This window comes from Paracoccus shanxieyensis (genome assembly GCF_009711265.1).
GTDB lineage: Bacteria > Pseudomonadota > Alphaproteobacteria > Rhodobacterales > Rhodobacteraceae > Paracoccus > Paracoccus shanxieyensis.
The window spans coordinates 171,080-197,360 of record NZ_WMII01000003.1 but is presented as its reverse complement, the minus strand read 5'-3'; the positions used below and the strand labels follow the sequence as shown (position 1 = coordinate 197,360).

Below are 26,281 nucleotides of genomic sequence, written 5' to 3'. Positions count from 1 at the left end.
ATGTCCCCTGGCCTGACTGCGGAAAAGATGCTGCTGGCTTATGCGCAGGGCATCTTTCCCATGGCCGAGGCGGCGGATGACGACCAGCTTTACTGGTTCGATCCGCCGGAACGCGGCATCCTGCCGGTCGGCGGGGTGCATGTCTCGCGCTCGATGCGGCGCTTTTTGCGGGATTGCCCGTGGCAGGTCAGCATCGACCGCGATTTTTCCGGGGTGATCGCCGGTTGTGCCGACCGCCCCGAGACCTGGATCAACGGCAGGCTTGTGGCGCTGTATGACCGGCTGTTCGCGATGGGCCAAGCGCATTCGCTGGAAATCTGGGACGACCGCCGCCTGATCGGCGGGATCTATGGGCTGTCGCTGGGCGGCGCGTTTTTCGCGGAAAGCATGTTCTCACGCCAGCCCAATGCCTCGAAAGCGGCGCTGATCTGGATGTCGGCGCATTTGCAGCGCTGCGGCTTCACGCTGTGGGATACGCAATATCCGACGCCGCATCTTGCCAGCATGGGCGGGCTGACAATCAGCCGGGGCGATTACCGGCGCAGGCTGGACGCGGCCTTGCAGCGGGCGGCGGATTTCACCGCAGCCGCCCTGCCCGACGCTCAGCTTCTGCTGCAGGACACCACCCAGACATCGTAACGCGGATCGTCCATTGCCGACAGCGCCGGGGATGAGGCGATCATCCAGCCGGCAAAGATGGTCTTGTTCAGGCGGCGGTCCTGCACGGTGAGTTCGGCAAACGCATCCGAGGCCGGGTCCGAGGCCGGATAGCGACACTCGGCCAGACTGACCTGAAGACGGCCGAATTCCATGGCCTGCCCCGCCGCCAGCGTGAAGGTCTGGGTCTGGCCGGTCACCTTGTCCAGACCGCGCAATTCGGCACCCATGCCGCGCGCGGTTTCAGGACCACGGGCGGCGGCGACCGCCGCCTCACGCTCGGCCGCCGAGGGCTCGGCGGGGGCCTGCGCGTCCGGATCCAGCGCCGGATCGACCAGCAGATCTTCGTCCGACAGCATCTCTTGCGCGTGAAGCGAAGTCGCCGTCAAGGCGGCGCAGACAAGGCAATAGCGCAAGGTGCGGATCATTCGCCCCCTCCCGAAGCTTGCGAATCCACGAATTTCATCATCAGGGAAATCAGGCTGACCGCGCCCTGAACATCCTCGATCTCATCCCCGGCCTGCAGCAGATCCGGAGCGCCGCCCGGCTGCAATTCGATATAGGCGCCGCCCAGCAGACCGTCCGACTGGATCAGCGCGGCGCTGTCGGTCGGCAGCTGAATGTCATTGGGGATGCGCAGCCGTGCCTCGGCCAGATAGGTCTGCGGATCCAGATCGATGCCGCTGACCCGCCCGACCTTGACGCCCGCGACCCGGATATCGGTGCCGGTCTCGATCCCGTCGACATTCGGAAAGGCGGCCCGCAGCTCATAGGTTCCGCTGCCCAGATGCCGCGCCGCGCCGCCCTGCGTGGACCAGACCAGAAACCCGGCCGCCACGGTCAGCACAGCAGCGCCCACCCAGAATTCGGCGCGTTCAGCCGGAGTTTGCATCGCTTACTCGGGCTGCCATGCGTCGTAATCGCGCCGCGCGGCAGGCTCGGCCTGATACAGCGAACCTGCCGGACGATAGGCGCCCGCGGTGCCGGTCTGGTTGGCCTGATGCGGCTTTTCCCAGGTCTGATGCGCCAGCGGTTCGGTCGTGGGGGGCTGCTTATAGGTGTGATGCAGCCAGCCATGCCATTCCGGCGACACCCGGCTTGCCTCGGATTCGCCGTTATAGATGACCCAGCGCCGCTTGCCGCCGCCCGATTGGTAATAGACGTTGCCCTGATCGTCCTGCCCGACCTTTTCGCCGTAAAGACGGGTCCAGACCTGAGTGTTGATGGTCTGGCTGTTCCACCAGGTCAGCGCGCGCAGGAGAAACGACATGGGTCAGAACCTCTTCGATCGGAGTTCAGGAAGATATGGCGCAAAGCCGGGCAAAGGTCCAGATGCTGCGCGCCCCGCCATTGGCAATCAGTCGGGTCCCCGGCGACATTGCGGCTGATCGCATTGCATCGGGATCAAAAAAGCCGGGCGCAAGGCCCGGCTTTTCGATGTCATCGCATCAAAGGCTCAGCCGGCAGAGGCGGTTTCCTTTTTCGCATCCGCATGGATCAGCAAGGGCTTGGCCTGCGGATTGTCGACCGACTCTTCGTTCACGACCACCTCGGACACGCTGTCCATGCCCGGCAGATCGAACATGCTGTCCAGCAGGATGTCTTCCATGATCGAGCGCAGACCGCGCGCGCCGGTCTTGCGTTTGATCGCGCGACGCGCGATCGCGACCAAGGCGTCATCGGTAAAGGTCAGCTTCACGTCTTCCAGATCGAACAGCCGCTGATACTGCTTGACCAGCGCATTCTTCGGCGCGGTCAGAATCGAGATCAGCGCGCCTTCGTCCAGATCGCCCAGCGTCGCAATGACCGGCAGACGGCCGACGAATTCCGGGATCAGACCGAATTTCAGCAGATCCTCGGGCTCGAGCTGCTTGAACAACTCGCCCACGCCCTTGTCGTCGTTTTCCTTGACCGCCGCGCCGAAGCCCATCGCGGTGCCCTTGTTGCGCTGCGCGATGATGCGGTCCAGACCGGCGAACGCGCCGCCGCAGATGAACAGGATGTTCGTGGTGTCCACCTGCAGGAATTCCTGCTGCGGATGCTTGCGCCCGCCCTGCGGCGGCACCGAGGCAACCGTGCCCTCCATGATCTTCAGCAGTGCCTGCTGCACGCCTTCGCCCGACACGTCGCGGGTGATCGAGGGGTTGTCGGATTTGCGGGTGATCTTGTCGACCTCGTCGATATAGACGATGCCGCGCTGCGCACGTTCGACATTGTATTCCGACGCCTGCAACAACTTCAGGATGATGTTTTCCACATCCTCGCCGACATAGCCGGCTTCGGTCAGCGTGGTCGCATCGGCCATGGTGAAGGGCACGTCCAGAATGCGCGCCAGCGTCTGCGCCAGCAGCGTCTTGCCGCAGCCGGTGGGGCCGATCAGCAGGATGTTCGACTTCGCCAGCTCGATATCGGTCTTCGAGCTGTGGTTCAGCCGCTTGTAGTGGTTGTGCACGGCGACGGACAGCACGCGCTTGGCATGTTCCTGACCGATGACATAATCGTCCAGCACATTGCAGATCTCGCGCGGGGACGGCACGCCATCGCCGGATTTCAGCGCCGAGGTCTTCGTCTCTTCGCGGATGATGTCCATGCACAGTTCGACGCATTCATCGCAGATGAATACGGTGGGACCGGCAATCAGCTTGCGCACCTCATGCTGGCTCTTGCCGCAGAAGCTGCAGTAAAGCGTGTTCTTGCTGTCGCCGCCGGTCGAATTGGCCATCTGATCGTTCCCTGTCTTTGTCGGAGGTCCGGCAAAATCGCCGGACGACCGCCTGTCATCACGCACGGCGTCCGCCGCGCAGGATTACCGGACATGTTACGGGCCACCCCGGCCCGTCACAATCCCCAAAACGCCCCTGTTTCGCAGGGACCGCCGAACGGGTCAGCTTCCCGGTTCGGCCTTGCCGCGGGCTTCCAGAATCTCGTCGATCAGGCCCCAGTCCTTGGCTTCTTGCGGGGACATGAACCGGTCGCGCTCCAGCGCCTGCTCGACCTCATCCAGCGTGCGGCCGGTATGTTTGACATAGATCTCATTCAGGCGGCGCTTCAGCTTTTCGGTTTCGCGCGCGTGGATCAGGATGTCGGTGGCCTGGCCCTGGAACCCGCCCGAGGGCTGGTGGACCATGACGCGCGAATTGGGCAGCGAGAACCGCGAGCCGGGCTGGCCTGCACAGAGCAGCAGCGAGCCCATCGAGGCCGCCTGCCCCACCACCAGCGTCGAGATGCGCGGCTTGATATATTGCATCGTGTCATAGATCGACAGGCCCGCGGTCACGACACCGCCGGGGCTGTTGATATACATGCTGATGTCCTTGGTCGGGTTTTCCGCCTCAAGAAACAGCAATTGCGCCGAAATCAGCGTGGCCATGCCGTCATGCACCGGCCCCGACAGGAAAATGATGCGTTCCTTCAGCAGGCGCGAGAAAATGTCATAGGCCCGTTCACCCCGGCTGGTCTGTTCCACGACCATCGGGACAAGGGTGTTCATATAGAATTCTGCCGGATCTTGCATGTGCTTCCTTGCCTTTGTCCCTGCCTGCTTTGGCCTACATCTTGATTCGCCCGCACGGACAGACCGCGTCGGCAAACCCATAAAGACGAAACCTTGACAGAGTCTTAGTAACGCCGGGCGGCGAGGACAAGAGAGCGATAAAATTTGCCCCTTTCCGCCCCGCCGTCTAACCTGCGCGCGAATGACGGAGAATGCGATGAAACTGATCGTGGGGCTGGGCAATCCCGGCGCGAAATACCAAGGCAACCGCCACAATATCGGCTTCATGGCCTTGGACCGGATTGCCGCCGATCACGGTTTCTCGCCCTGGCGCGCGCGGTTTCAGGGCGAGATTTCCGAAGGCCGGCTGGGCGGCGAACGCGTCACGCTGCTGAAACCCGCCACCTTCATGAACCTGTCGGGCCAGTCGGTCGGTGAGGCGATGCGCTATCTGAAGCTTGAGCCCGGCGATGTCATCGTCCTGCATGACGAGCTGGATCTGGCGCCGGGCAAGGTGCGGCTGAAACTGGGCGGCGGCCATGCCGGGCATAACGGGTTGCGCTCGATCCACCAGCATATCGGCGAGGCTTACGGGCGCATGCGCATCGGCATCGGGCATCCCGGCCACAAGGATCGCGTGGCGGGATATGTGCTGGACGATTTCGCCAAGACTGAGGCGGGAATGCTGGACGACCTGCTGCGCGGCATCTCGGACGGGGCCGGGGCTTTGGCTGCGGGCGAGGATGCGCGGTTTCTGAATGCGGTCGCAATGCGCATGTCGCCCCCACGAAACAGCGGCACCGCGCCGCAAACCGCAGCCGCAGCCGCAAAGTCCAGCCCTGCGCGCAATGAGCCGCGCGCCACAGCCCAGCCCGCCACCCGGCCAGCCCCGGAACGCCCGCCCGAATCTGACGCCCCGCAGACCCTGACAGACCGCCTGCGCGCGCTCAGCGAGCGTTTCCGGTGACGAAAGGTCAGCGAAAGGAGATCCGATCATGGACGCATCTTTGAACGTGCTGGGCGGGACGCTTGCCCCCTGTTCCAACCAGCCGCTGACAGGGTTTTTCCGCGACGGCTGCTGCAATACCGGCCCCGAGGACAGCGGGCGACATACCGTCTGCGTCGTGGTGACGGCAGAGTTTCTGGCGCTGTCGAAATATCTGGGCAACGATCTCAGCACGCCGCGGCCGGAATACCGCTTTGCCGGATTGAAGCCCGGCGACCGCTGGTGCCTGTGCGCCGCGCGTTTTCTGCAGGCCGCGCAGGAATTCGCCGCGCCGCAGGTGGTGCTGGAGGCCACGCATCAACGCACGCTGGACATCGTGCCGATGGAACTGCTGCGCAGCCATGCCGTGCCGGGCTAGCGCCCGGTTTCGGCCAGATAGTGACGCACCGCATCGACGACATGGCGAAAGCGGTCGCCGCCCAGATGCTTGCCGCCATACCAGCGCGTCACGATCACCACATGATCGGTCAGCCCGGCACGCTCCAGCATTTGCAGGATGATCTGCGCGGCCCCGCTTTCGCCGTCATCCTCCTTGACCGGCTCGCCCGACAGGATCCCGGCCCATGTGTTATGGGTGGCCTTGGCGAAGCGTTTGCTGCGCTTCAGGTCATCCAGCAGCGCCCCGGCCTCGGCGCGGGTGGTGGCGGGACCGCCCGAGACCGCGTATTTCGACCCGCGATCTGAAATGATCTTGTCAAAGACGGTCAGGCTCATGTCTTGCGGCGGACGTAAAGCTCCAGCCGGTGGCGGACGATTTCATAGCCCAGTTCGGCGGCGATCTCGGCTTGCAGCTTCTCGATCCGCTCGTTGACGAATTCGGTGACCTCGCCGGTTTCCACGTCGATCATGTGATCGTGATGCGTGCCGTCCGCAGGCTCGAACCGCGCGGCCTCGCCTTCAAATTCCAGCTTCAGGATCACGCCCTGCGCCTCAAGCGCCGACAGCGTGCGATAGACGGTCGCCAGCGACACGCCCGCCCCGGCCTCCGTGGCGCGCTGATAAAGCTGGTTCGCATCGGGATGATCGTCGGCCGCCGCCAGCACGCGCAGCAGGGCCGCCCGTTGCCGGGTGATCCTGACGCCTGCACGGCGCAGCGCCTGCTCGAATTCTTCCGCACGTTCCATGCCTCTGTTTGGCGCGGTTTTGCGAAAAACACAACGCCGGTCAGTTGCGAATGATTTACAACTGGCTTGACAGTTGCGAACCACTCGCAGATAATAGAGGCAAGCAGGAGAGCATGATGGATCGCAGAAGTTTTCTAGCCGCCGCAGTTGCCAGCTTGGCCACCCCCGCGCTGGCACAGGGCAGCCGCCCGAAGATCGCCACGACCTTCACCATTCTGGCCGATATGGCCCGCAATGTCGCAGGCGACCGCGCCGAGGTGGTGTCGATCACCAAGCCGGGGGCCGAGATCCACAATTACGAACCCACCCCCAGCGACCTGATCGGCGTGCGCGATGCGCAGCTGATCCTGCGCAATGGTCTGAACCTTGAACTGTGGTTCGAACAATTCCTGCGCAATCTGGGCGACATCCCCTCGGCCACGCTGGCCGAAGGCATCCAGCCGATGCCGATTTCGGGGGGCAGCTATCAGGGCAAGCCCAATCCCCATGCATGGATGTCGCTGGATTCGGCGATGATCTATGTCGACAATATCGCCGCCGCGCTGTCGCAGCTTGATCCGGCGGGCAGCGGCGATTACCGGGCCAATGCCGGACGCTACAAGGGCCAGATCGCCCAGACCATCGCGCCCATCCGCGACCGCGCCCGCGCCCTGCCCGAAGCGCGGCGCTGGCTGGTGACATCCGAGGGGGCGTTTTCCTATCTCGCGCGGGATTTCGGCCTGAATGAGCTTTATCTGTGGCCGATTAATGCCGATGCGCAGGGCACGCCGCAGCAGGTGCGCCGCGTGGTCGATGCCATCAAGCAGCATCAGATCCCGGTGGTGTTTTCCGAAAGCACCGTCTCGGACCGCCCGGCCCGGCAGATCGCTGCAGAAACCGGCGCGGCCTATGGGGGCGTGCTGTATGTCGACAGCCTGTCGGAAACGGATGGGCCGGTGCCGACCTATCTGGACCTGCTGCGGGTGACATCCGAAACCATCGTCGACGGGCTGTCGAATGGCTGAGGGCATCGCGGCACAGGGCCTGACCGTCACCTATCGCAACGGCTTCACCGCCTTGCGCGATGCCAGCTTCACCGTGCCGCAAGGCAGCGTCACCGCGCTTGTCGGCGTGAACGGGGCCGGGAAATCCACATTGTTCAAGGCGCTGATGGGCTTTGTCCCGGCCTCGCGCGGGACGGTTCAGGTTCTGGGCATGTCGGTCGCGCAGGCGCTGCGGCAGAACCTGATCGCCTATGTGCCGCAATCCGAGGAGGTGGACTGGACCTTTCCGGTGCTGGTGCAGGATGTGGTGATGATGGGCCGTTACGGCCATATGGGCTTTCTGCGCCGCGCCCGCGATGCCGACCGCCGCGCCGTCGATGAGGCCCTGGCCCGCGTCAACATGCAGGAGTTTCGCCACCGCCAGATCGGCGAGTTGTCGGGCGGCCAGAAAAAGCGCGTCTTTCTGGCGCGCGCGCTGGCGCAGGGCGCCTCGGTCATCCTGCTGGACGAACCCTTTACCGGCGTCGATGTAAAGACCGAGGCCGCGATCATCGAATTGCTGCGCCAGATGCGGGCCGAGGGCCGGGTGATGCTGGTTTCGACCCACGACCTGGGCTCGGTCCCGGAATTTTGCGACCGGGTGGTGCTGGTCAAGGGCACGGTGCTGGCGTCGGGCCCCACGCCCGAAGTCTTTACCCCCGAAAACCTGCGCGAGGCCTTTGGCGGCGTCTTGCGCCATTTCACGCTGGGCGGACCGAACCTGCATGACGATGACGACCCGCGCGGGCTGACGGTGCTGTCTGATGATGAACGGCCGCTGGTCTTTTACGACGGCAAGCAGCGCAATACGGAAGTTTCGCCCAAATGATCGACGCGCTGCTTGTGCCTTTTCAATACAGCTACATGTTCAATGCGATCTGGGTCTCGGCGCTGGTCGGCGCGGTCTGCGCCTTTCTGTCGGCCTATCTGATGCTGAAGGGCTGGTCGCTGATCGGCGATGCGCTGTCGCATTCCATCGTGCCGGGGGTGGCCGGAGCCTATATGCTGGGGCTGCCCTTCGCGCTGGGGGCGTTTCTGTCGGGCGGCCTGGCGGCGCTGACCATGCTGTTTCTGAACCAGCGCAGCGGTCTCAAGGAAGATGCGATCATCGGGCTGATCTTCACCGGCTTTTTCGGGCTGGGTCTGTTCATGGTGTCGCTGAACCCGATGGCTGTCAGCGTGCAGACGATCACCATGGGCAACATCCTTGCCATCACGCCCGCAGACACGCTGCAACTGGCGCTGATCGGCGGCGTCTCGCTGCTGATCCTGTCGCTGAAATGGCGTGACCTGATGGTGGTGTTCTTTGACGAAAACCACGCCCGCACCATCGGTCTGCGTCCGCAGGCGCTGCGGGTCTTGTTCTTCACGCTGCTGTCGGCCTCGACGGTGGCGGCGATGCAGACGGTGGGCGCGTTTCTGGTCGTGGCGCTGGTGGTGACACCGGGGGCCACGGCCTATCTGCTGACCGACCGCTTTCCGCGACTGATCGTGCTGTCCGTGGCGATCGGCGCGGGGACATCGGCGCTGGGGGCCTATATCTCGTTCTTTCTGGACGGGGCGACGGGCGGCGTGATCGTCTGCCTGCAAACGCTGATCTTTCTGAGCGCCTTTGTCTTTGCCCCCAAGCATGGGCTGCTGGCCGCCCGCCGCCGCAGCCGCGCGGTCTTGCAGGAGGCGCAATGATGGAATGGCTGACCCTGCCCTTCAGCTTTCCCTTCATGCGTGATGCGGCGCTGATCGGCTTGGCGATCTCGGTCCCGGCGGGGTTGTTGTCCTGCTTTCTGGTGCTGCGCGGCTGGTCGCTGATGGGCGATGCCATCAGCCATGCCATCCTGCCGGGCGTCGTGCTGGCCTATGTCGCGGGGCTGCCGCTGATCATCGGCGCTTTTGCGGCGGGGCTTGGCTCGGCGCTGATGGCGGGATGGTTGCAGGAAAACAGCCGCGTCAAGCGCGACACGGTGCTGGGCGTGGTGATGTCGGGCATGTTCGGGCTGGGGGTCGTGCTTTACACGGCCATTCCTTCCGACCTGCATCTGGACCACATCCTGTTTGGCAACATGCTGGGCATCGGACCCGAGGATCTGCGGCTGGCCGGTCTGATCTCGGCCGTGGTGGGTGCGCTGGTGCTGCTGAAATGGCGCGATCTTGCGCTGGTGGCCTTTGATCCGGTGCAGGCCCGGGTGTCCGGCCTGCGGACGCGCTGGCTGGATTACGGCATGCTGGCGATGATCTCGGCCACGGTGGTGGCCATGCTCAGTTCGGTCGGGATCATTCTGGCGGTGGCGCTGCTGATCGCGCCGGGGGCGGTCGCGTTTCTGATGACGCGTCGGCTGTCGGCAATGCTGGCGGTCGCGGTCGCTGTGGCGGCGGTCAGCACGCTGATCGGCGTCTGGTCCGCCTTCTGGCTGGACAGCGCCCCGGCCCCGACCATCGTTCTGGTGCTGACGGCGCAGTTCATTCTGGCCTTCTTGTGGCGAAACATTGCCACGCGGCGGAATGTCGCCGGTTGAACGACGCCCTGCGACTGGCCAAATATGAAAGGTGCACTGTAAACTTTTCATTATTGTTCAGAGTTTGCAAAGGCGGTCGCATGAGCCAGAGCATTAGTCACGATCCAACTGCCCATCCCGATGACCCGCATTATGTCAATCGGATGGGCTGGCTGCGCGCCTCGGTGCTGGGCGCGAATGACGGCATCGTTTCGGTCGGCGCGCTGATCGTCGGCGTCGCCGCCGCCAATCCCGGACCGGACCCGATCCTGATCGCGGGCGCGGCGGGCCTTGTGGCGGGCGCGCTGTCCATGGCCATGGGCGAATATGTCTCGGTCAGTTCGCAATCCGATACCGAACGCGCCGACATTGCCCGCGAACGTGCGGCCCTGCAGGACATGCCGGATCAGGAACTGCACGAGCTGGCCGCGATCTATGAATCGCGCGGCATGTCGCCCGGCACGGCCTTGCAGGCGGCGCGCGAGGTCAGCGAACGCGACGCTCTTGGCGCGCATATCCGCGACGAACTTGGCCTGTCGGACGCCTCGAGCGCCAATCCGGTGCAGGCGGCGCTGGCCTCGGCCGCGACCTTCAGCATCGCCGCCGCCGTGCCCTTGACCGCCGCCGTGCTGGCCCCGGAAAACGCGGTCATCGCCACGGTGCTGGTCGCCGTGCTGATCGCGCTGGCGCTGCTGGGGGCGCTGGGGGCATGGGCGGGTGGCGCGCATCCCGCGCGCGCCGTGCTGCGTGTCGTGGGCGGCGGCAGCGTCGCGCTGGCGATCACGGCGGGCATCGGCAGCCTGTTCGGCATCGCGGTCTGACGGCGCCTTGCCCCCCGCTGTCGTGATCCGCACCTGACCCTTCCGGGACCGTCGGACGGCAAAAAGCGCGCTTCGGACTTGCACCGGGCCGCCCGGTCGTCCATCTCGGGGGGCAAGGAGAGATCATGGAAAAACGCACCCTGCCCGAACGCCCCAACTGGCGCGCCGAGGCCGAGGAACTGGGCTTCACCTTCGCGGACATGGGCGGAGAACCCTATTGGGACGAAACCAGCGCCTATGCCTTCACCCTGCGCCAGATCGAGGAGGATCTGGAAGACCCGGCCGCCGAGCTGCATGCCATGTGCCGCGAGGCCGTGGACCGCATCACCCGCGACGAAGAGCTGATGCAGCGGATGGACATCCCCCGCACGCATTGGGATTTCGTCGCCGCAAGCTGGAGCCGGGGCGAGCCCGAGCTTTATGGCCGCATGGACCTGTCCTATGACGGCAAGGGTCCGGCCAAGCTGCTGGAATACAACGCCGACACCCCGACCTCGCTTTACGAATCCGCCTCGTTCCAGTGGCTGTGGTTTGAACAGCAGCAGGCGGCGGGCGTGCTGGGTGCGGATTGCGACCAGTTCAACGGCCTGCACGAGGCGCTGGTGGACCGCTTCGGCCAGATCTGCACCCCTGCCGAAGAGGTGCATTTTGCGGCCGACGCGCAGAACCCCGAAGATTACGCCACCGTCGAGGCGCTGGCATGGGCCGCGCGCGAGGCGGGTCTGGGCGCGCATTTCACCGATCTGGCGCAGATCGGCCTGACCGAGGAAGGCCAGTTCGCCGACGACCAGTCCCGCGTCATCGGCACGCTGTTCAAGCTTTACCCGTGGGAGGACATGCTGCGCGATGAATTCGCCGCGCATCTGCAATCCTCGGGGACGCGCTTCATCGAGCCGCCGTGGAAGGCGCTGCTGTCGAACAAGGCCATCCTGCCGGTGCTGTGGCAGATGTTCCCCGATCACCCGAACCTGCTGCCAGCGTTTTTCCATGCCGATATGCAGGATGCGCTGTCAGGCGGCAGCCCCGCGCCGGCCATTGCCGATGCCTTTGCGGCGGCAGGCGATATGCTGCGGGCGGGCCATGTCACGAAGCCCATCTTCTCGCGCGAGGGGGCGGGCGTCACCATCTATGAGAACGGCGCGGCCGTGGCCGAAACCGGCGATGCCAGCTATTCCCATCACCCGATGATCGTGCAGGCGCTGGCGGCCCTGCCCGATTTTCAGGGCTTCCACCCGGTCATCGGCGCGTGGATCGTCGGCGAGACCTGCGCGGGCATCGGCCTGCGCGAGGATCGCGCCCGCATCACCCATAACCTGTCGCGCTTCAAGCCGCATTTCATCGAGGGCTGAGACATGAAACCCCGGAAAAGATCCCGTCACGTCGCGCTGGTTCTGGCTGGCACCGCCACACTGGCCCTTGCCGGCTGCCGCGATGAACAGGTCGATGCGCAATCCTTTCCCGATCTGGAAAGCTGCGTCGCCGCCGCCAGGGAAAACAGCCTGTGGTTCACCGAGGAGGACTGCCGCACGAATTTCGCCGCGGCGCAGGCCGATTATGCCGAAACCGCGCCGCGCTACGAATCCAAGGAATTGTGCGAACAGGAACATGGCGTCGGCAATTGCGGCGGCGATCAGGCGCAGCAGTCGGGGGGCGGCATGGGGTCGATGTTCATGCCGCTGCTGATGGGCTATATGATGGGCTCGATGCTGTCGGGCGGGCGCGGGGTCAATTCGCAGCCGCTGGTGCGCACGGCGGACGGGCGCTATTCGACCCCCGCCGGAAACCAGAGCTTCGCGACCAATCGCGGCGCGGGTCAGGTGTCACCCAATGCCTTCCAGCGCGCCCCCTCGACCGTGGGCAAGCCACCGATGACCGCCAGTCAGGTGAACCAGCGCGGCGGCTTCGGTGCGTCGAACACCGCGCGGGCGGTGGGCAGCGGATCGTCGGGGACGCGGTCTTACGGCGGCTGAGTTATCGCTAACGCGGCTGACCTTGCGCATCCCGCGCGAAAGGCGCAACTTGCCCCCGACCCATTGCCGGAGGAAACGCCATGACGCCCGAGATCCAGTCCCAGAACAGCCGCGCCCTGTGCGCGCTTGCCCCGGTGATCCCGGTTCTGGTCGTCGGCGACGCCGCCCGGGCCGAGGGGCTGGCCACCGCGCTGGTTGCCGGTGGCCTGCCGGTCCTTGAGGTGACGCTGCGCACCCCCGCAGCACTGGATGTCATCCGCGAGATGTCCAAGGTCGAAGGCGGTCATGTCGGTGCGGGCACGGTGCTTAGCCCCGATGATGCGCGCCGCGCCAAGGATGCGGGCGCAAGCTTTGCCGTGGCCCCCGGCGCGACCGAACGTCTGGTGCGCGCCTGTCAGGAGATCGGCCTGCCGCTGCTGCCCGGTGCCGTCACCGCCTCCGAGGTGATGCGGGCGATGGAGTTCGGCTATTCCATGCTGAAATTCTTTCCCGCCGAGGCCGCAGGCGGTGTCAAGTCTCTGAAATCCTTGGCAGGTCCGCTGCCGCAGGTCAGTTTCTGCCCGACAGGCGGCGTGACCCCGACGAACGCGCCCGAATATCTGGCGCTGCCCAATGTCATCTGCGTCGGCGGCAGCTGGGTTGCGCCCGATACCGATGTGCTGTCGGGCAACTGGGACCAGATCGAGGCCCGCGCGCGCGAGGCCGCCTCTCTGAAACACGGCTGATGCGCGCCGACCTGCGCCCGGCGGGGCGCGACGGTGATATGCGCCCGGCGGGGCGCGATGGCGATATGCGCCGGGCGCGGCGGAATGTCGTGGTGCTGCTGGTGGCGCAGGGTCTGCTGGGCGCGCAGCTGTCGATGATCTTCATCGTCGGCGGGCTGGCGGGCAAGATGCTGAGCCCGAACCCCTGCATCGCCACCCTGCCCCTGTCCATGCTGGTCTTGGGCACGGCGTTGTCGGCGCGTCCGCTGGCGGGTTTCATGCGGCGGCACGGGCGGCGCGCGGGCTTTACGCTGGCCTGCGCGCTGGCCGCGATCGGCGCGATGATTGCCTCATATGCGCTGGTGATCGGGAATTTCTGGCTGTTCACACTGGCCGGGTTCCTGACCGGCATCTATCAGGCGGCGCAGGCGTTTTACCGCTTTGCCGCGACCGATTGCGCCCCGCCCGAGTTTCAGTCGCGGGCGATTTCATGGGTGCTGGCGGGCGGGCTGTTATCGGCGCTGACCGGACCGTTTCTGGTCCGCCTGACCGCCGAGATGACGGCGGTGCCGTTTCTGGCCACCTATGGCGCGATCATCGGGCTGAACCTGCTGGGGCCGCTGATCTTTGCCTTTCTGGACATCCCGAAACCCGCGCCGGTCAGCAGCACGGCGGGCACCGGGCGGCCTTTGCGGGAATTGATGCGCACGCCTGCGATTGCCGTGTCGGTGATCTGCGCCATGGTCAGCTATGCGCTGATGAACCTGGTCATGACCTCGACGCCGCTGGCGGTGGTGGGCTGTGGCTTTCAGACCTCGGACGCGGCCAGCATCGTGTCGCTGCATGTGCTGGCGATGTTTGCGCCCTCGTTCTTTACCGGCCATCTGATCGCGCGTTTCGGGGCCACGCGGATCGTCATGCTGGGGCTGGTGATCCTTGCCGCCGCAGGGGGAGTCGCATTGTCGGGCGTGGCGCTGGGGCAGTTTTATGTGGCGCTGCTGCTGCTGGGGCTGGGCTGGAATTTCGGCTTCATCGGCGCGACGGCCATGCTGACCCGCGCCTATCGCCCCGAGGAGCGTGAGCGGGTGCAAGGCCTGAACGATGCCATCGTCTTTGGCGGCGTGTTCGTGGCCTCGCTGTCCTCGGGTGGGCTGATGAACTGTATGGGCGGATCGGCGGAAGCCGGGTGGGATGCGGTCAATATCGCCATGCTGCCATTTCTGGCGCTGGCGGCAGTTGCCTTGTTGTGGCTGATGCGTCGCGGCACCGCGCAAGGCTGAGGCGCTGCCGGGGGCTCTGCCCCCCGCCGCTGCCGCCCCCTTAACGGGGGCCGCAGCGGCGTCCCCCGGAGTATTTTCGGAACAGAGACGTCAGAACAGCGATTTCTGATCCTTGGGGCTTTTCGATTTGCGCGCGGGCTTGGCCGGGGCCGTGTCCGGGCGCACCGTCAGGCGACCGTCGAGGAATTCCAGATCGAAGCGCGGGATCTGCGCGGCCTTTTCTGCGGTCGTCAGCAGACCTTCGGGGCCGTGGACCACGGCATAGCCCCGGCGCAGGGTCTCGCGGTAGCCCAAGGTCTGGCGCAGGCGGTCGATGCGGTCCAACTGGTCGCGGCGCGGCGGCAGCATCCGGCTGGCCGTCGCCAGAAGCCTGTGCGTCAGCCCTGTGATCCGGTCGCGGTCGCGCGCGATCTGGCGGGCGGCATCCGTCAGCGTGCGCATGCGCGCGCGGGTCAGCCGCTGGGCCATCTGGGTCAGCCGCTCGCGCTGGCGGGCGTGTCCGCGTGTGGCACCCTGCGGCAGGCGATGGGTCAGATCGGCCAGTCTTTCGCGGCGGTTGCGCAGATTGGCGCGCAGCACCGACAGCGACAGCGGCAATGCCGCCAGCCGGTCGCGGCGCCCGCGCATGAAGGTTTTCAGCGCCGGTTCCAGCCGGTCCGAGAACAGGTCGAACCGCTGTCTTGCCGGATCGGTCAGCGCCTGCGGACGTCCCAGCGCCCGGCCCAGATCGGTCAGCCGCTGGCGCTGGCGCTGGTGCCGGATCTGGCTGGCGCGGATCATCCGTGCGGCGTTTTCCGTCAGCCGCGCGGCCAGTTCGGCGCGCACCGGCACGGCGATTTCGGCGGCGGCGGTGGGCGTGGGCGCGCGGCGGTCGGAGGCGAAGTCGATCAGCGTCGTGTCGGTTTCATGCCCCACCGCCGAGATCAGCGGGATGGCGCTGTCGGCTGCGGCGCGCACCACCGCTTCTTCGTTAAAGCCCCACAGATCCTCGAGGCTGCCGCCACCGCGGGCGACGATGATCAGATCGGGGCGCGGCACCGGGCCATCGGGGGTCAGCGCGTTGAAGCCGCGAATGGCGGCGCAGACCTGCGGGGCGCAGGCCTCGCCCTGAACGGCGACGGGCCAGATCAGCACGCGGGTCGGAAAGCGGTCGCGCAGCCGGTGCAGGATGTCGCGGATCACCGCGCCCGAGGGCGAGGTCACGACGCCGATCACGCGCGGCAGATAGGGCAGCGGGCGTTTGCGGGCATCGTCGAACAACCCTTCGGCGGCCAGCGCCTTGCGGCGTTTCTCCAGCATCATCATCAGCGCGCCCGCGCCTGCCGGTTCGATCTCATCGACGATCAGCTGGTATTTCGACTGGCCGGGGAAGGTGGTCAGCCGGCCGGTGGCGATGACCTCGATGCCTTCCTCGGGGCGGGTCGAGAGTTTCGCGGCCTGCCCTTTCCACGTCACGGCCGCGATGATCGAGCGGTCGTCCTTGAGGTCGAAATAGAGATGCCCCGACGAGGGGCGCGACACGCGGCCGATTTCGCCCCGCACGCGGACGCGGCCGAATTCGCCTTCCAGCACGCGTTTGACCGCGCCCGAGATTTCCGAGACGGTGAATTCCGGGGCGTTGTTGCCGGGGGCGCTGTCTTCAAAAAGGTCCATGCCTGCGGTTCTGGCGCGACGGGGCGCCGGGATCAAGGGGATTGATCCGGGCCGGGTGCTTTCCTAGAAGGCCTCAGGCAGCGCGAAGGGAGCCATTGCAATGAACATCCTGATCCTTGGCAGTGGCGGGCGCGAACATGCGCTGGCATGGGCCATTCGCCAGAACCCGAAATGCGACCGGCTGTTCGTGGCGCCGGGCAATATCGGCATGGCCCCCCTGGCCGAGCTTGCCGCGCTGGACATCCTGTCGGGCGCTGCCGTCGTCGAATTCTGCGCCGAGAATGCCATCGATCTGGTGGTGATCGGACCCGAGGCGCCGCTGGCCGCCGGTGTCGCCGACGATCTGCGCGAGGCGGGGATTCTGGTCTTTGGCCCCTCGGCTGCGGCGGCGCGGCTGGAGGCATCGAAAAGCTTTACCAAAGAGATCTGCGATGCCTGCGGGGCCCCCACCGCCGCATGGGCGCGCTTCGATGCCGCCGAGCCCGCGCGGGCGCATATCGGCAAAACCGGCGCGCCGATCGTCATCAAGGCCGACGGGCTGGCCGCCGGCAAGGGCGTGACCGTTGCGATGACCGAAGAGGAGGCGATCGCCGCCATCGACGAGGCCTTTGGCGGCGCGTTCGGCGATGCCGGGGCCGAGGTGGTCATCGAGGAATTCATGTCCGGCGAGGAAGCCAGCTTCTTCATCCTGTGCGACGGTGTGGACTGCCTGCCCATCGGCACGGCGCAGGACCACAAGCGCGTCGGCGAAGGCGATACCGGGCCGAATACCGGCGGCATGGGGGCCTATTCCCCCGCGCCGGTGCTGACGGAGGCCATTCAGGAACAGGTGATGGCCCGCATCGTGCGCCCGACCGTCGCCGAAATGGCCGCGCGTGGCACGCCGTTTCAGGGGGTGCTTTATGCCGGTCTGATGATCCAGAACGGCGAGGCGCGGCTGGTCGAATACAATGTCCGCTTCGGCGACCCGGAATGTCAGGTTCTGATGATGCGTCTGGGCGCGCAGGCGCTGGATCTGATCCTGGCCTGTGCCGAAGGGCGGCTGGCCGATGCAGAGGTCATCTGGGCCGATGACCATGCGCTGACCGTGGTGCTGGCCGCCGACGGCTATCCGGGCAGCTATGTGAAAGGCTCCGAGATCCGTGGTCTTGAGGGCTTGCCGGCAGATTCGGCCCATATGGTGTTTCACGCCGGCACCGCGGAAAAGGATGGCAGGATCGTCGCGGTCGGGGGACGGGTTCTGACCGCGACCGGGCGTGGCGCGCTGCTGACCGAGGCCCATGCCCGCGCCTATGCTCTGGCCGATGCCATCGACTGGCCCGAGGGGTTTTACCGCCGCGATATCGGCTGGCGCGCATTCTGAGGCCTTTGGCCCGGCGGCAGCGCCGCATGAGTATTTGGGGAACAGAGAAACCAGCAGGGCGGCGCGAGGGATTGCACCGTCCTTTGCCTTTGCGGCCGCGAAATGCCGGTGGCGGATTTTTCGGTCTTTTCAAGCTGCACGGGGCGGGCCTATAGTCCGGCCATGACTCGGATGCGACACATCGCCACTGCCCGGAACGCGCCTGTCGGCGCGCGTTTCGCCGTGAGCCTCCGCGGTCTGCTGCTTCTTACGCTGCGCTGAGCGGGTCTTCCGGGCCGCCGCTCAGCTTGGTTCGAGCCCGGACCCTGCAAAAAGCGTAAGAAGGACTTTCCGAAAATGACCGACAAGAACCACGTTCTGATCTTTGACACCACGCTGCGCGATGGCGAGCAATCGCCCGGCGCGACCATGACCCATGCCGAAAAGCTGGAAATCGCCGGGATGCTGGACGAGATGGGCGTCGATGTGATCGAGGCCGGTTTCCCCATCGCCTCGGAGGGCGATTTCGCAGCCGTGAGCGAGATTGCCAAGCGTGCGCAGAACAGCGTGATCTGCGGGCTGGCCCGCGCGCAGCTGCCCGATATCGACCGCTGCTGGGAGGCGGTGAAACATGCGCGTCGCCCGCGCATCCATACCTTCATCGGCACCTCGCCGCTGCACCGGGCCATTCCCAATCTGGACATGGATCAGATGGCCGAGCGTATCCACCAGACCGTGACCCATGCCCGCAACCTGTGCGACAATGTGCAATGGTCGCCGATGGACGCCACCCGGACCGAGCATGACTATCTGTGCCGCGTGGTCGAGATCGCCATCAAGGCGGGCGCCACCACGATCAACATTCCCGACACCGTGGGCTATACCGCCCCGCGCGAAAGCGCCGCGCTGATCGCCATGCTGCTGGAGCGCGTGCCGGGCGCCGACGGGATCATCTTCGCCACGCATTGCCACAACGATCTGGGCATGGCGACCGCGAACAGTCTGGCCGCGGTCGAGGCGGGCGCGCGCCAGATCGAATGCACCATCAACGGTCTGGGCGAACGCGCGGGCAATACCGCGCTGGAGGAGGTCGTGATGGCGCTGAAGGTGCGCCATGACATCATGCCCTTTACCACCGGCATCGACACCACCAAGATCATGGGCCTGTCGCGGCGCGTGGCGCAGGCCTCGGGCTTTGCGGTGCAGCCGAACAAGGCCATCGTCGGCAAGAACGCCTTCCTGCACGAATCCGGCATCCATCAGGACGGCGTGCTGAAAAACGTCGAGACCTTCGAGATCATGCGCCCCGCTGATATCGGGCTGAACGAGGCCAATATCGCCATGGGCAAGCATTCGGGCCGGGCCGCGCTGCGCAGCAAGCTGCGCGATCTGGGCTATGAGGTCGGCGACAACCAGTTGAAGGATGTCTTCGTGCGGTTCAAGGCGCTGGCCGATCGCAAGAAGGAAATCTATGACGACGATCTGGTCGCGCTGATGCAGGACAGCGCCGCCAATACCGAGGCCGATTATCTGCAGGTCAAGCATTTGCGCGTGATCTGCGGCAGCGACGGACAATCGGCCGATCTGACCATGGTGGTCGGCGGCGAGGAAAAGACCGTCCATGCCACGGGCGATGGCCCGGTCGATGCCTGCTTCAACGCCGTCAAGGCGATCTGGCCGCATCAGGCCGTGCTGCAACTGTATCAGGTCCATGCCGTGACCGAAGGCACCGACGCGCAGGCCACTGTTTCCGTGCGCATGGAGGAAGAAGGCCGCATCGCCACGGGTCAGGCCGCCGATACCGATACAATCCTGGCGAGTGTTCGCGCCTATGTCGGCGCGCTGAACCGGCTGAAAGTGCGGCGCGAGATGGTGGGCGAAGGCTCGGACACCAAACAGGTCAGTATGTATTCGCACTGACGGCCTTGCCTTTCAGACAAAACGGGGGCGGTCGCAAGGCCGCCCCTGTCGCGTTCACGACGATGTCAGCGTGCGCCGGAACGCGCAGAGGCTGAAAATTTCGGGTTCCCGGCACGCAAATCGCGTCCTATATGTCCAGCACCCTGACAGAGCGCGACTCGGGCCGGGGCAATCGGGCAATAGCCGTCGATGAACGATGGCGAAACCGCCGCCTTGGCAGGGGTGGCAGAAGGGACAATGACATGGCATTTGGCGGATTGTTTTCCACCGACATCGCAATCGACCTCGGGACTGCGAACACGCTGATCTATGTCAAGGGCAAGGGCATCATCCTGAATGAGCCCTCGGTCGTGGCCTATCACGTCAAGGACGGCAAGAAACAGGTTCTGGCCGTGGGCGAGGACGCCAAGCTGATGCTGGGCCGCACGCCCGGCAGCATCGAGGCCATCCGCCCGATGCGCGAAGGCGTCATCGCCGATTTCGACAGCGCCGAAGAAATGATCAAGCATTTCATCAAGAAGGTGTTCCGCCGCACGACCTTTTCCAAGCCCAAGATCATCGTCTGCGTGCCGCATGGCGCGACGCCGGTGGAAAAGCGGGCGATCCGCCAGTCGGTGCTGTCGGCAGGCGCGCGCAAGGCGGGGCTGATCGCGGAACCGATCGCCGCGGCCATCGGTGCGGGCATGCCCATCACCGAGCCGACCGGCAGCATGGTCGTCGATATCGGCGGCGGCACCACGGAAGTCGCCGTGCTGTCCTTGGGCGATGTGGTCTATGCCCGCTCGGTCCGGATCGGGGGCGACCGGATGGACGATGCGCTGATCAATTATCTGCGCCGCAATCACAACCTGCTGGTCGGCGAATCGACGGCCGAGCGGGTCAAGACCCAGATCGGCACCGCGCGGATGCCCGATGACGGGCGCGGCGCCACGATCATGGTGCGCGGCCGCGATCTGCTGAACGGCATTCCCAAGGAAATGGAGATCACGCAGGCCATGGTCGCCGAGGCGCTGGCCGAACCCGTGCAGCAGATCTGCGAGGCCGTCATGGTGGCGCTGGAAGCCACGCCGCCCGATCTGGCCGCCGATATCGTCGACCGGGGCGTCATGCTGACCGGCGGCGGGGCCATGCTGGGCGAGCTGGATCTGGCGCTGCGCGAGCAGACCGGCCTGTCGATCAGTCTGGCTGACCAGCCGATGAGCTGCGTGGCGCTGGGAACCGGCAAGGCGCTGGAATACGAAAAGCAGCTGCGCCACGTCATCGACTACGACAGCTAAGGTTCAGGCCGTGGCACGCAAGGGCCCTGACTATGCGGCTCCGGTCCGGCGCATTCTGGTGTCGCTGCTGGTCCTGTTGCTGCTGGGCGTCTTTCTGTTCTGGCAGATCGACAGCCCGCGCGCCGAACGGATGCGTTCGGCCGTCATCGACCGTTTCGTGCCCAGCTTTGAATGGGTGCTGGCCCCCGTCACCCGGCTCAGCCGCATGGTGGCGGGGTTCGAATCCTATGCCCGGCTCTATGAGCAGAACCAGGAATTGCGGCGCGAGTTGCAGAAGATGTCGGCCTGGAAAGAGGCCGCCGTCCAGCTGGAGCAGGAAAACGCCAAGCTCTTGTCGCAAAACAATGTCCGCATCGACCCGGCGCTGACCAGCGTGTCGGGCGTGGTGCTGACCGATAGCGGCAGCGCCTTTCGGCAGTCGGTGCTGCTGAATGTCGGCGCGCGGGACGGCATTCTGGACGGCTGGGCCACCATGGACGGTCTGGGACTGGTCGGGCGCATCTCGGGCGTGGGCCAGACCACCAGCCGGGTGATGCTGCTGACCGATCCCAGCAGCCGGATCCCGGTGACGATCCTGCCCTCGGGGCATCATGCGCTGCTTTCGGGCGACAATACCGCCGTGCCGGCGCTGGATTTCATCGAAAGCCCCGAGGATCTGCGTCCCGGCGACCGCGTTGTCAGTTCCGGCGATGGCGGCGTGTTCCCTCCGGGCCTGCTGGTCGGACAGTTGGCGCAGGCCAGCGACGGGCGGTTGCGCGTGCGGCTGGCCGCCGATTACGGGCGGCTGGAATTCCTGCGCGTGCTGCGCAGCCACCCCTCGGAACGGCTGGCCGATACCGGGCTGCTGATCCCGCCGCCGCCCGCCGAATTCATCGGCCCGCCGATGCCCTTGCAGATCAACACAGATCCCGCAGCCCTGCCCCCCGCCGCGCCCGAGGATGGCAATGATTGAGGCGGCCCGGCGCGGGCGGCTGGCCGGGCAGGCCCTGTTCGTGGTGCTGTTCATCGCCATTCTGGCGGCGCGGCTTTTGCCCCTGAACCCCGGCAGGATCGGCTGGCCGGGCCCCGATCTCAGCATCTGTCTGGCGCTGGTCTGGATCCTGCGCCGCCCCGACACCCTGCCCGTCCTGCTGATCGCGGCGCTGTTTCTTCTGGAGGACATCCTGCTGTTGCGCCCGCTGGGATTGTGGGCCGCCATCGTCATCATCGGCACCGAAGCCGCCCGCAGGCGCGAGCAGCATTGGCGCGAGCTGCCATTCATGGTTGAATGGCTGCGTGTTGCAATCCTGCTTGCCCTGATGATGCTGGCCAATCGCTTTGCCCTTGCGCTGTTCTTCCTGCCCCTGCCACCCTTGGGACAGGTGATCTTGCAATTCATCGCCACGGCTGCGGCCTATCCGCTGGTGGCGGGGCTGCTTCACTGGCCATTTGGGCTGCGCCGCATTCCCGGCGACCCTGACACGAGGCATCGCTGACACATGCGCAAGTCGCAAAAGGAAATCGCGGAAAGCAGCCGGGGCATCTCGCGTCGGGTGCTGATGCTGGGGGTCATTCAGGCCTCGGTCATCAGCGTGCTGGGCTTGCGCCTGCGCTCGATGCAGCTGGAACATGCCGAGGAATTCCGGCTGCTGTCGGATGGCAACTCGATCAAGATCCGCCTGCTGCCGCCCGCGCGCGGGCTGATCCTTGACCGCAACGGCACGATCATCGCGGGCAACGAACAGAATTACCGCGTGACGCTGACCCGCGCCGATGCGGGCGACGTGTCGACGGTCATTGCCCGGCTGCGCAAGATCATCCCGATGAGCGACCGGCAGGTTTCGGACCTGATGGCCGAGATCCGGCGCCGCAGCGCCGTCACGCCCATCATGGTGGCCGACCGGCTGACATGGCAGGAGTTTTCCTCGGTCGCGCTGAACGCGCCCACCCTGCCCGGCGTCACCCCGGAATCGGGCCTGTCGCGCAGCTATCCGCGCGCGGGCGATTTCTCACATGTGCTGGGCTATGTCGGGCCGGTGTCGGATTACGACCTGTCCAAGATCGACAACCCCGATCCCGTGCTGCGCCTGCCCGAGTTTCAGCTGGGCAAGGTCGGCATGGAGGCGCGGCTGGAGGCCCCGCTGCGCGGCAAGGCCGGAAACCGCCGGGTTGAGGTGAACAGCGCAGGCCGCGAGATGCGCGAGCTGTCGCGCGTCGAAGGCCAGCAGGGCGCGACCGTGCAGACGACGCTGGATGCACGGTTGCAGAATTTCGCCACGCAAAGGCTGGGCAGCGAAAGCGCCGCCGCTGTGGTCATCGACGTGACGAATGGCGATATCGTGGCCATTTCGTCCTCGCCCGTGTTCGATCCGAACAAATTCGTGCGTGGCATCTCGGGGCCGGATTACCGCGAGTTGATGAACCACGACCACCGCCCGCTGGCCGACAAGACGGTGCAGGGCGCCTATCCGCCCGGATCGACCTTCAAGATGGTGACGCTTCTGGCGGGCCTCGAGGCGGGCGTCATCAACGCAGGCACGCGGTTTTACTGCCCCGGCTATCTACAACTGGCCGGGCGGCGCTTCCATTGCTGGAGCCGGGGCGGGCATGGCTCGGTCGATGCGATCGGCAGTTTGGAACATTCCTGCGATGTCTATTATTACGAACTGGCACAGCGCGTCGGCATCGACCGCATCGCCGCCATGGCCCGCAAGCTGGGCATCGGCGTGCGTCACGATCTGCCGATGTCGGCCATCACCGAAGGCATCGCGCCCGACCGGGCGTGGAAACGCGCGCGCTATAATCAGGAATGGCAGGTCGGCGATTCCGTCAACGCCTCGATCGGTCAGGGCTATGTGCTGGCCTCGCCGCTGCAACTGGCGGTGATGACGGCGCGCGTGGCGACCGGGCGCGAGGTCATCCCGCGGCTGGTGCGCTCGATCGACGGCGTGCCCGAGCCGGTGCCGGAATTTGCCGATCTGGGGCTGAACCCGCTGAACCTGCGCACGGCGCGCGGCGGCATGGATGCGGTGATGAATGCCGAACGCGGCACGGCGCGGCGGTCGCGCACCGTCGCGCCGGAATGGCTGATGGCGGGCAAGACCGGCACAAGTCAGGTGCGCAACATCACCGCCGCCGAACGCGCGCGCGGCGTGATCCGCAACGAACAACTGCCGTGGAACCGCCGCGACCACGCGCTGTTCGTCTGCTACGCGCCCTTTGACGCGCCGCGCTATGCGGTGTCCTGCGTGGTGGAACATGGCGGCGGCGGCTCGGCGGTTGCGGCACCCATTGCCCGCGACATCCTGCTGTTCGCGCTGGCGGGCGGGCTGCCGCCCATCACCGCCTATCCGGACGGCGAACGCGAGAAGGTGCAGGAAATCTGGTCGCGCATGAACCTGATGCCCCAGCCCACGACCAAGACCGTGCGCGCAAGAGCCTGACATGAGCTATCTGGATTACACCGTCGAACGGGTGCCGACCGGCTGGCGCAAGGTGCTGCACCTGAACTTTCCGCTGATTTTCCTTGTCACCGCCGTCAGTTGCATCGGTTTTCTGATGCTGTACTCTGTCTCGGGCGGCGATATCGACCAATGGGCCGGCCCGCAGATGGAGCGGTTCGTCGCGGGCATGGTCATCATGATCGCGCTGGCCTTCGTGCCGATCTGGTTCTGGCGCTCGATTTCGGTCTTTGCCTATGCCGCCTGCCTGCTGCTGCTGGTGCTGGTCGAGCTGATGGGCCATGTCGGCATGGGCGCGCAGCGCTGGCTGGTGCTGGGGCCGATCCGCATCCAGCCATCGGAGCTGACGAAAATCGCCTTCGTGATGACGCTGGCGGCCTATTACGACTGGCTGCCGGTGGAAAAGGTCTCGCGCCCGCTTTGGGTGCTGATCCCGGTGCTGCTGATCCTGACGCCGACGGCGCTGGTGCTGATGCAGCCCGACCTTGGCACTTCGGTCATGCTGATCGCCGGGGGCGGCATCGTCATGTTCGCGGCGGGGGTCAGCCTTTGGTATTTCGGCGCGGTCATCGCCATCGTCGTCGGGCTGGTCACGGCGGTGATGGAAAGCCGCGGCACGGACTGGCAGTTGCTGCACGATTATCAGTTCCGCCGCATCGACACATTTCTGGATCCCGGCTCGGACCCGCTTGGCGCAGGCTATAACATCATGCAGGCGCAGATCGCGCTGGGATCGGGCGGCTGGTCGGGGCGCGGCTTCATGCAGGGCACGCAGTCGCGGCTGAACTTTCTGCCCGAGAAACATACCGACTTCATCTTCACCTCGCTGGCCGAGGAGTTCGGCTTTATCGGCGCCATGTCGCTGTTGGCGCTTTATGTGCTGATCCTTGGCTTTTGCCTGCATTCCGCCCTGACCAACCGGGACCGCTTCGCCAGCCTGATGACCATCGGCATCGCGGGGACGTTCTTTCTGTATTTCGCCATCAATATGGCCACGGTGATGGGGATGCTGCCCGCCAAGGGCTCACCCCTGCCGCTGGTCAGCTATGGAGGGACTTCGCTGATGATCCTGCTGATGGGATTCGGCATCGTGCAATCCGCACATGTCCACAGGCCGCGCTGATGCGGGTGCTGTTTGCCGCCCCCGCGCGTCAATGGGACGAATGGGCCCCGGCCCTGCGCGCCGCCTGTCCCGAAATGACGCTGTGCCGCGACGGCGATCCGGCCAGCTTCGATGCGCTGATCTATGCCCCCGGCTATCCCGAGGATGGCTCGGTCCTGGATTTCACCCCCTTCACCCGCGCGCGGGTCGTGCAAAGCCTGTGGGCCGGGGTCGAGCGGATCGTGACCAATGCCACGCTGACCCAGCCTTTGTGCCGCATGGTCGATCCGGGGCTGGCGCGCGGCATGGCGGAATATTGCACCGGCTGGGCCATGCGCGCGCATCTGGGGATGCATCATTACCGGCAGGACGGCGAATGGCGCAACGGCATCGTGCCGCCGCTGGCCGGCGCGCGCGACATCACCATTCTGGGCATGGGCGAACTTGGCCGCGCCGTGGCGAAATCGCTGCTGGGTCTGGGCTTTCCGGTCACCGGCTGGTCGCAATCCGGGCAGCCCGTGCCGGGCGTGCGGGTGCTGGGCGGCGATGAACTGCCGCAGGCGCTGGCTTCGGCGCAGATCCTGATCTGCCTGTTGCCCGACACCGCAGGCACCCGCGATCTGCTGGATGCCGCGCGGCTGGCCATGCTGCCCAAGGGGGCCACGATAATCAATGCCGGGCGCGGCACGCTGATCGACGAGGCCGCACTTCTGGCCGCGCTGGACAGCGGCCATCTGGGCCATGCCGTGCTGGATGTCTTTCGCACCGAGCCGCTGCCCGCGACGCATCCCTTCTGGGCCAATCCGCATGTCACGGTGACGCCGCATGTCGCCGCCGACACCCGGCCCGAAACCGCAGCGCCGATTGCCGCCGAAAACCTGCGCCGCGCCATGACGGGTGCGCCGCTTCTGCATCTGGTCGACAGAAATCGCGGCTATTGAAACCGCTTGTTTACGCTTGATGCGGCAGCATGGTATC

General features: G+C 65.7%; 28 protein-coding genes. 20 read left to right on the top strand and 8 right to left on the bottom strand.

The annotated features are described in order from the left end of the window. Nucleotides 1-639, top strand: a complete 639-nt coding sequence (aat, locus tag GL284_RS04530) for a leucyl/phenylalanyl-tRNA--protein transferase (RefSeq protein ID WP_155043452.1) — start codon at nt 1-3, stop codon at nt 637-639. On the opposite strand, the gene GL284_RS04525 is transcribed toward aat, so the two are convergent. The 5 genes from GL284_RS04525 to GL284_RS04505 all read right to left on the bottom strand — a co-directional run bounded on the left by GL284_RS04525 (nt 603) and on the right by GL284_RS04505 (nt 4,171). Further along, nucleotides 603-1,085, bottom strand: coding sequence for a DUF2155 domain-containing protein (locus tag GL284_RS04525; protein WP_155043451.1), 483 nt, complete (start codon nt 1,083-1,085; stop codon nt 603-605). The two genes, aat and GL284_RS04525, sit on opposite strands and share 37 nt — an antisense overlap. After that, nucleotides 1,082-1,549, bottom strand: a complete 468-nt coding sequence (gene mlaD, locus GL284_RS04520; RefSeq protein WP_155043450.1) for an outer membrane lipid asymmetry maintenance protein MlaD — start codon at nt 1,547-1,549, stop codon at nt 1,082-1,084. The genes GL284_RS04525 and mlaD overlap by 4 nt, the downstream gene beginning before the upstream one ends. A gap of 3 nt (nt 1,550-1,552) precedes the next feature. After that, entirely contained in the window at nt 1,553-1,927 is a 375-nt protein-coding gene (locus tag GL284_RS04515; RefSeq protein WP_155043449.1) for an NADH:ubiquinone oxidoreductase subunit NDUFA12, read from the bottom strand. 186 nt (nt 1,928-2,113) lie between these two features. Further along, entirely contained in the window at nt 2,114-3,379 is a 1,266-nt protein-coding gene (gene clpX / locus GL284_RS04510; protein ID WP_155043448.1) for an ATP-dependent Clp protease ATP-binding subunit ClpX, read from the bottom strand. A 162-nt stretch (nt 3,380-3,541) separates the two neighbouring features. Then, entirely contained in the window at nt 3,542-4,171 is a 630-nt protein-coding gene (locus GL284_RS04505; RefSeq protein WP_155043447.1) for an ATP-dependent Clp protease proteolytic subunit, read from the bottom strand. 196 nt (nt 4,172-4,367) lie between these two features. Here GL284_RS04505 and pth point away from each other — a divergent pair, with 196 nt between their 5' ends. After that, nucleotides 4,368-5,117 (top strand): aminoacyl-tRNA hydrolase, encoded by a 750-nt coding sequence (pth, locus tag GL284_RS04500; RefSeq protein ID WP_155043446.1) that lies wholly within the window; start codon nt 4,368-4,370, stop codon nt 5,115-5,117. Nucleotides 5,118-5,145: 28 nt separating this feature from the next. Next, complete coding sequence (locus GL284_RS04495; RefSeq protein ID WP_155043445.1) at nt 5,146-5,514, top strand: DUF2237 family protein; 369 nt, start codon at nt 5,146-5,148, stop codon at nt 5,512-5,514. Here GL284_RS04495 and GL284_RS04490 read toward each other — a convergent pair. Together GL284_RS04490 and GL284_RS04485 are read right to left on the bottom strand one after the other, a co-directional pair. Beyond that, nucleotides 5,511-5,870 carry a YigZ family protein gene (locus tag GL284_RS04490; protein ID WP_155043444.1) on the bottom strand — a complete coding sequence of 120 codons (360 nt, stop codon included), beginning with the start codon at nt 5,868-5,870 and terminating at the stop codon, nt 5,511-5,513. The genes GL284_RS04495 and GL284_RS04490 overlap by 4 nt on opposite strands. After that, nucleotides 5,867-6,280: a Fur family transcriptional regulator gene (locus tag GL284_RS04485; protein ID WP_155043443.1), complete on the bottom strand. Its 414-nt coding sequence runs from the start codon at nt 6,278-6,280 to the stop codon at nt 5,867-5,869. The genes GL284_RS04490 and GL284_RS04485 overlap by 4 nt, the downstream gene beginning before the upstream one ends. 113 nt (nt 6,281-6,393) lie before the next feature. Between GL284_RS04485 and GL284_RS04480 the strand changes: the two genes are divergently transcribed. From GL284_RS04480 to GL284_RS04440, 9 genes are all read left to right on the top strand, one after another. Continuing rightward, nucleotides 6,394-7,284: a metal ABC transporter substrate-binding protein gene (locus GL284_RS04480; RefSeq protein ID WP_196216706.1), complete on the top strand. Its 891-nt coding sequence runs from the start codon at nt 6,394-6,396 to the stop codon at nt 7,282-7,284. After that, nucleotides 7,277-8,131, top strand: a complete 855-nt coding sequence (locus GL284_RS04475) for a manganese/iron ABC transporter ATP-binding protein (RefSeq protein WP_155043441.1) — start codon at nt 7,277-7,279, stop codon at nt 8,129-8,131. Before GL284_RS04480 ends, GL284_RS04475 begins: the two co-directional genes overlap by 8 nt. Continuing rightward, nucleotides 8,128-8,988, top strand: coding sequence for a metal ABC transporter permease (locus tag GL284_RS04470; RefSeq protein ID WP_155043440.1), 861 nt, complete (start codon nt 8,128-8,130; stop codon nt 8,986-8,988). Before GL284_RS04475 ends, GL284_RS04470 begins: the two co-directional genes overlap by 4 nt. After that, nucleotides 8,985-9,815 (top strand): metal ABC transporter permease, encoded by an 831-nt coding sequence (locus tag GL284_RS04465; protein ID WP_230382904.1) that lies wholly within the window; start codon nt 8,985-8,987, stop codon nt 9,813-9,815. Before GL284_RS04470 ends, GL284_RS04465 begins: the two co-directional genes overlap by 4 nt. An 80-nt stretch (nt 9,816-9,895) precedes the next feature. Further along, the gene (locus GL284_RS04460) at nt 9,896-10,615 is read left to right on the top strand and encodes a VIT1/CCC1 transporter family protein (RefSeq protein WP_155043438.1); all 720 of its coding nucleotides are present in this window, start codon (nt 9,896-9,898) and stop codon (nt 10,613-10,615) included. A 125-nt stretch (nt 10,616-10,740) separates the two neighbouring features. Beyond that, nucleotides 10,741-11,964: a glutathionylspermidine synthase family protein gene (locus GL284_RS04455; RefSeq protein WP_155043437.1), complete on the top strand. Its 1,224-nt coding sequence runs from the start codon at nt 10,741-10,743 to the stop codon at nt 11,962-11,964. 3 nt (nt 11,965-11,967) lie between these two features. Beyond that, nucleotides 11,968-12,585 (top strand): DUF1190 domain-containing protein, encoded by a 618-nt coding sequence (locus GL284_RS04450; protein ID WP_155043436.1) that lies wholly within the window; start codon nt 11,968-11,970, stop codon nt 12,583-12,585. A gap of 80 nt (nt 12,586-12,665) precedes the next feature. Further along, nucleotides 12,666-13,310, top strand: a complete 645-nt coding sequence (gene eda / locus GL284_RS04445) for a bifunctional 4-hydroxy-2-oxoglutarate aldolase/2-dehydro-3-deoxy-phosphogluconate aldolase (RefSeq protein WP_155043435.1) — start codon at nt 12,666-12,668, stop codon at nt 13,308-13,310. 38 nt (nt 13,311-13,348) lie between these two features. Beyond that, a complete protein-coding gene (locus tag GL284_RS04440; protein ID WP_155043582.1) occupies nt 13,349-14,569 on the top strand; it encodes an MFS transporter in 1,221 nt (406 codons plus the stop codon). Between the two features lie 90 nt (nt 14,570-14,659). Here GL284_RS04440 and xseA read toward each other — a convergent pair whose 3' ends face one another. Continuing rightward, nucleotides 14,660-16,222: an exodeoxyribonuclease VII large subunit gene (xseA, locus tag GL284_RS04435; protein ID WP_155043434.1), complete on the bottom strand. Its 1,563-nt coding sequence runs from the start codon at nt 16,220-16,222 to the stop codon at nt 14,660-14,662. A gap of 100 nt (nt 16,223-16,322) precedes the next feature. Between xseA and purD the strand changes: the two genes are divergently transcribed. From purD to GL284_RS04395, 8 genes are all read left to right on the top strand, one after another. Then, entirely contained in the window at nt 16,323-17,585 is a 1,263-nt protein-coding gene (gene purD / locus GL284_RS04430) for a phosphoribosylamine--glycine ligase (protein WP_155043433.1), read from the top strand. Nucleotides 17,586-17,921: 336 nt separating this feature from the next. Beyond that, entirely contained in the window at nt 17,922-19,484 is a 1,563-nt protein-coding gene (locus GL284_RS04425; RefSeq protein WP_155043432.1) for a 2-isopropylmalate synthase, read from the top strand. Nucleotides 19,485-19,726: 242 nt separating this feature from the next. After that, complete coding sequence (locus GL284_RS04420; RefSeq protein WP_155043431.1) at nt 19,727-20,761, top strand: rod shape-determining protein; 1,035 nt, start codon at nt 19,727-19,729, stop codon at nt 20,759-20,761. 10 nt (nt 20,762-20,771) lie between these two features. Beyond that, nucleotides 20,772-21,713, top strand: coding sequence for a rod shape-determining protein MreC (mreC, locus tag GL284_RS04415; RefSeq protein ID WP_341870279.1), 942 nt, complete (start codon nt 20,772-20,774; stop codon nt 21,711-21,713). After that, complete coding sequence (locus GL284_RS04410) at nt 21,706-22,236, top strand: rod shape-determining protein MreD (RefSeq protein ID WP_155043430.1); 531 nt, start codon at nt 21,706-21,708, stop codon at nt 22,234-22,236. Before mreC ends, GL284_RS04410 begins: the two co-directional genes overlap by 8 nt. 3 nt (nt 22,237-22,239) lie before the next feature. Beyond that, on the top strand, nt 22,240-24,183 hold the full coding sequence (mrdA, locus tag GL284_RS04405) for a penicillin-binding protein 2 (protein ID WP_155043429.1): 1,944 nt from the start codon (nt 22,240-22,242) through the stop codon (nt 24,181-24,183). 1 nt (nt 24,184) lies between these two features. After that, on the top strand, nt 24,185-25,324 hold the full coding sequence (rodA, locus tag GL284_RS04400; RefSeq protein WP_155043428.1) for a rod shape-determining protein RodA: 1,140 nt from the start codon (nt 24,185-24,187) through the stop codon (nt 25,322-25,324). Continuing rightward, nucleotides 25,324-26,244: a 2-hydroxyacid dehydrogenase gene (locus tag GL284_RS04395; protein WP_155043427.1), complete on the top strand. Its 921-nt coding sequence runs from the start codon at nt 25,324-25,326 to the stop codon at nt 26,242-26,244. The genes rodA and GL284_RS04395 overlap by 1 nt, the downstream gene beginning before the upstream one ends. Nucleotides 26,245-26,281: the final 37 nt, after the last annotated feature.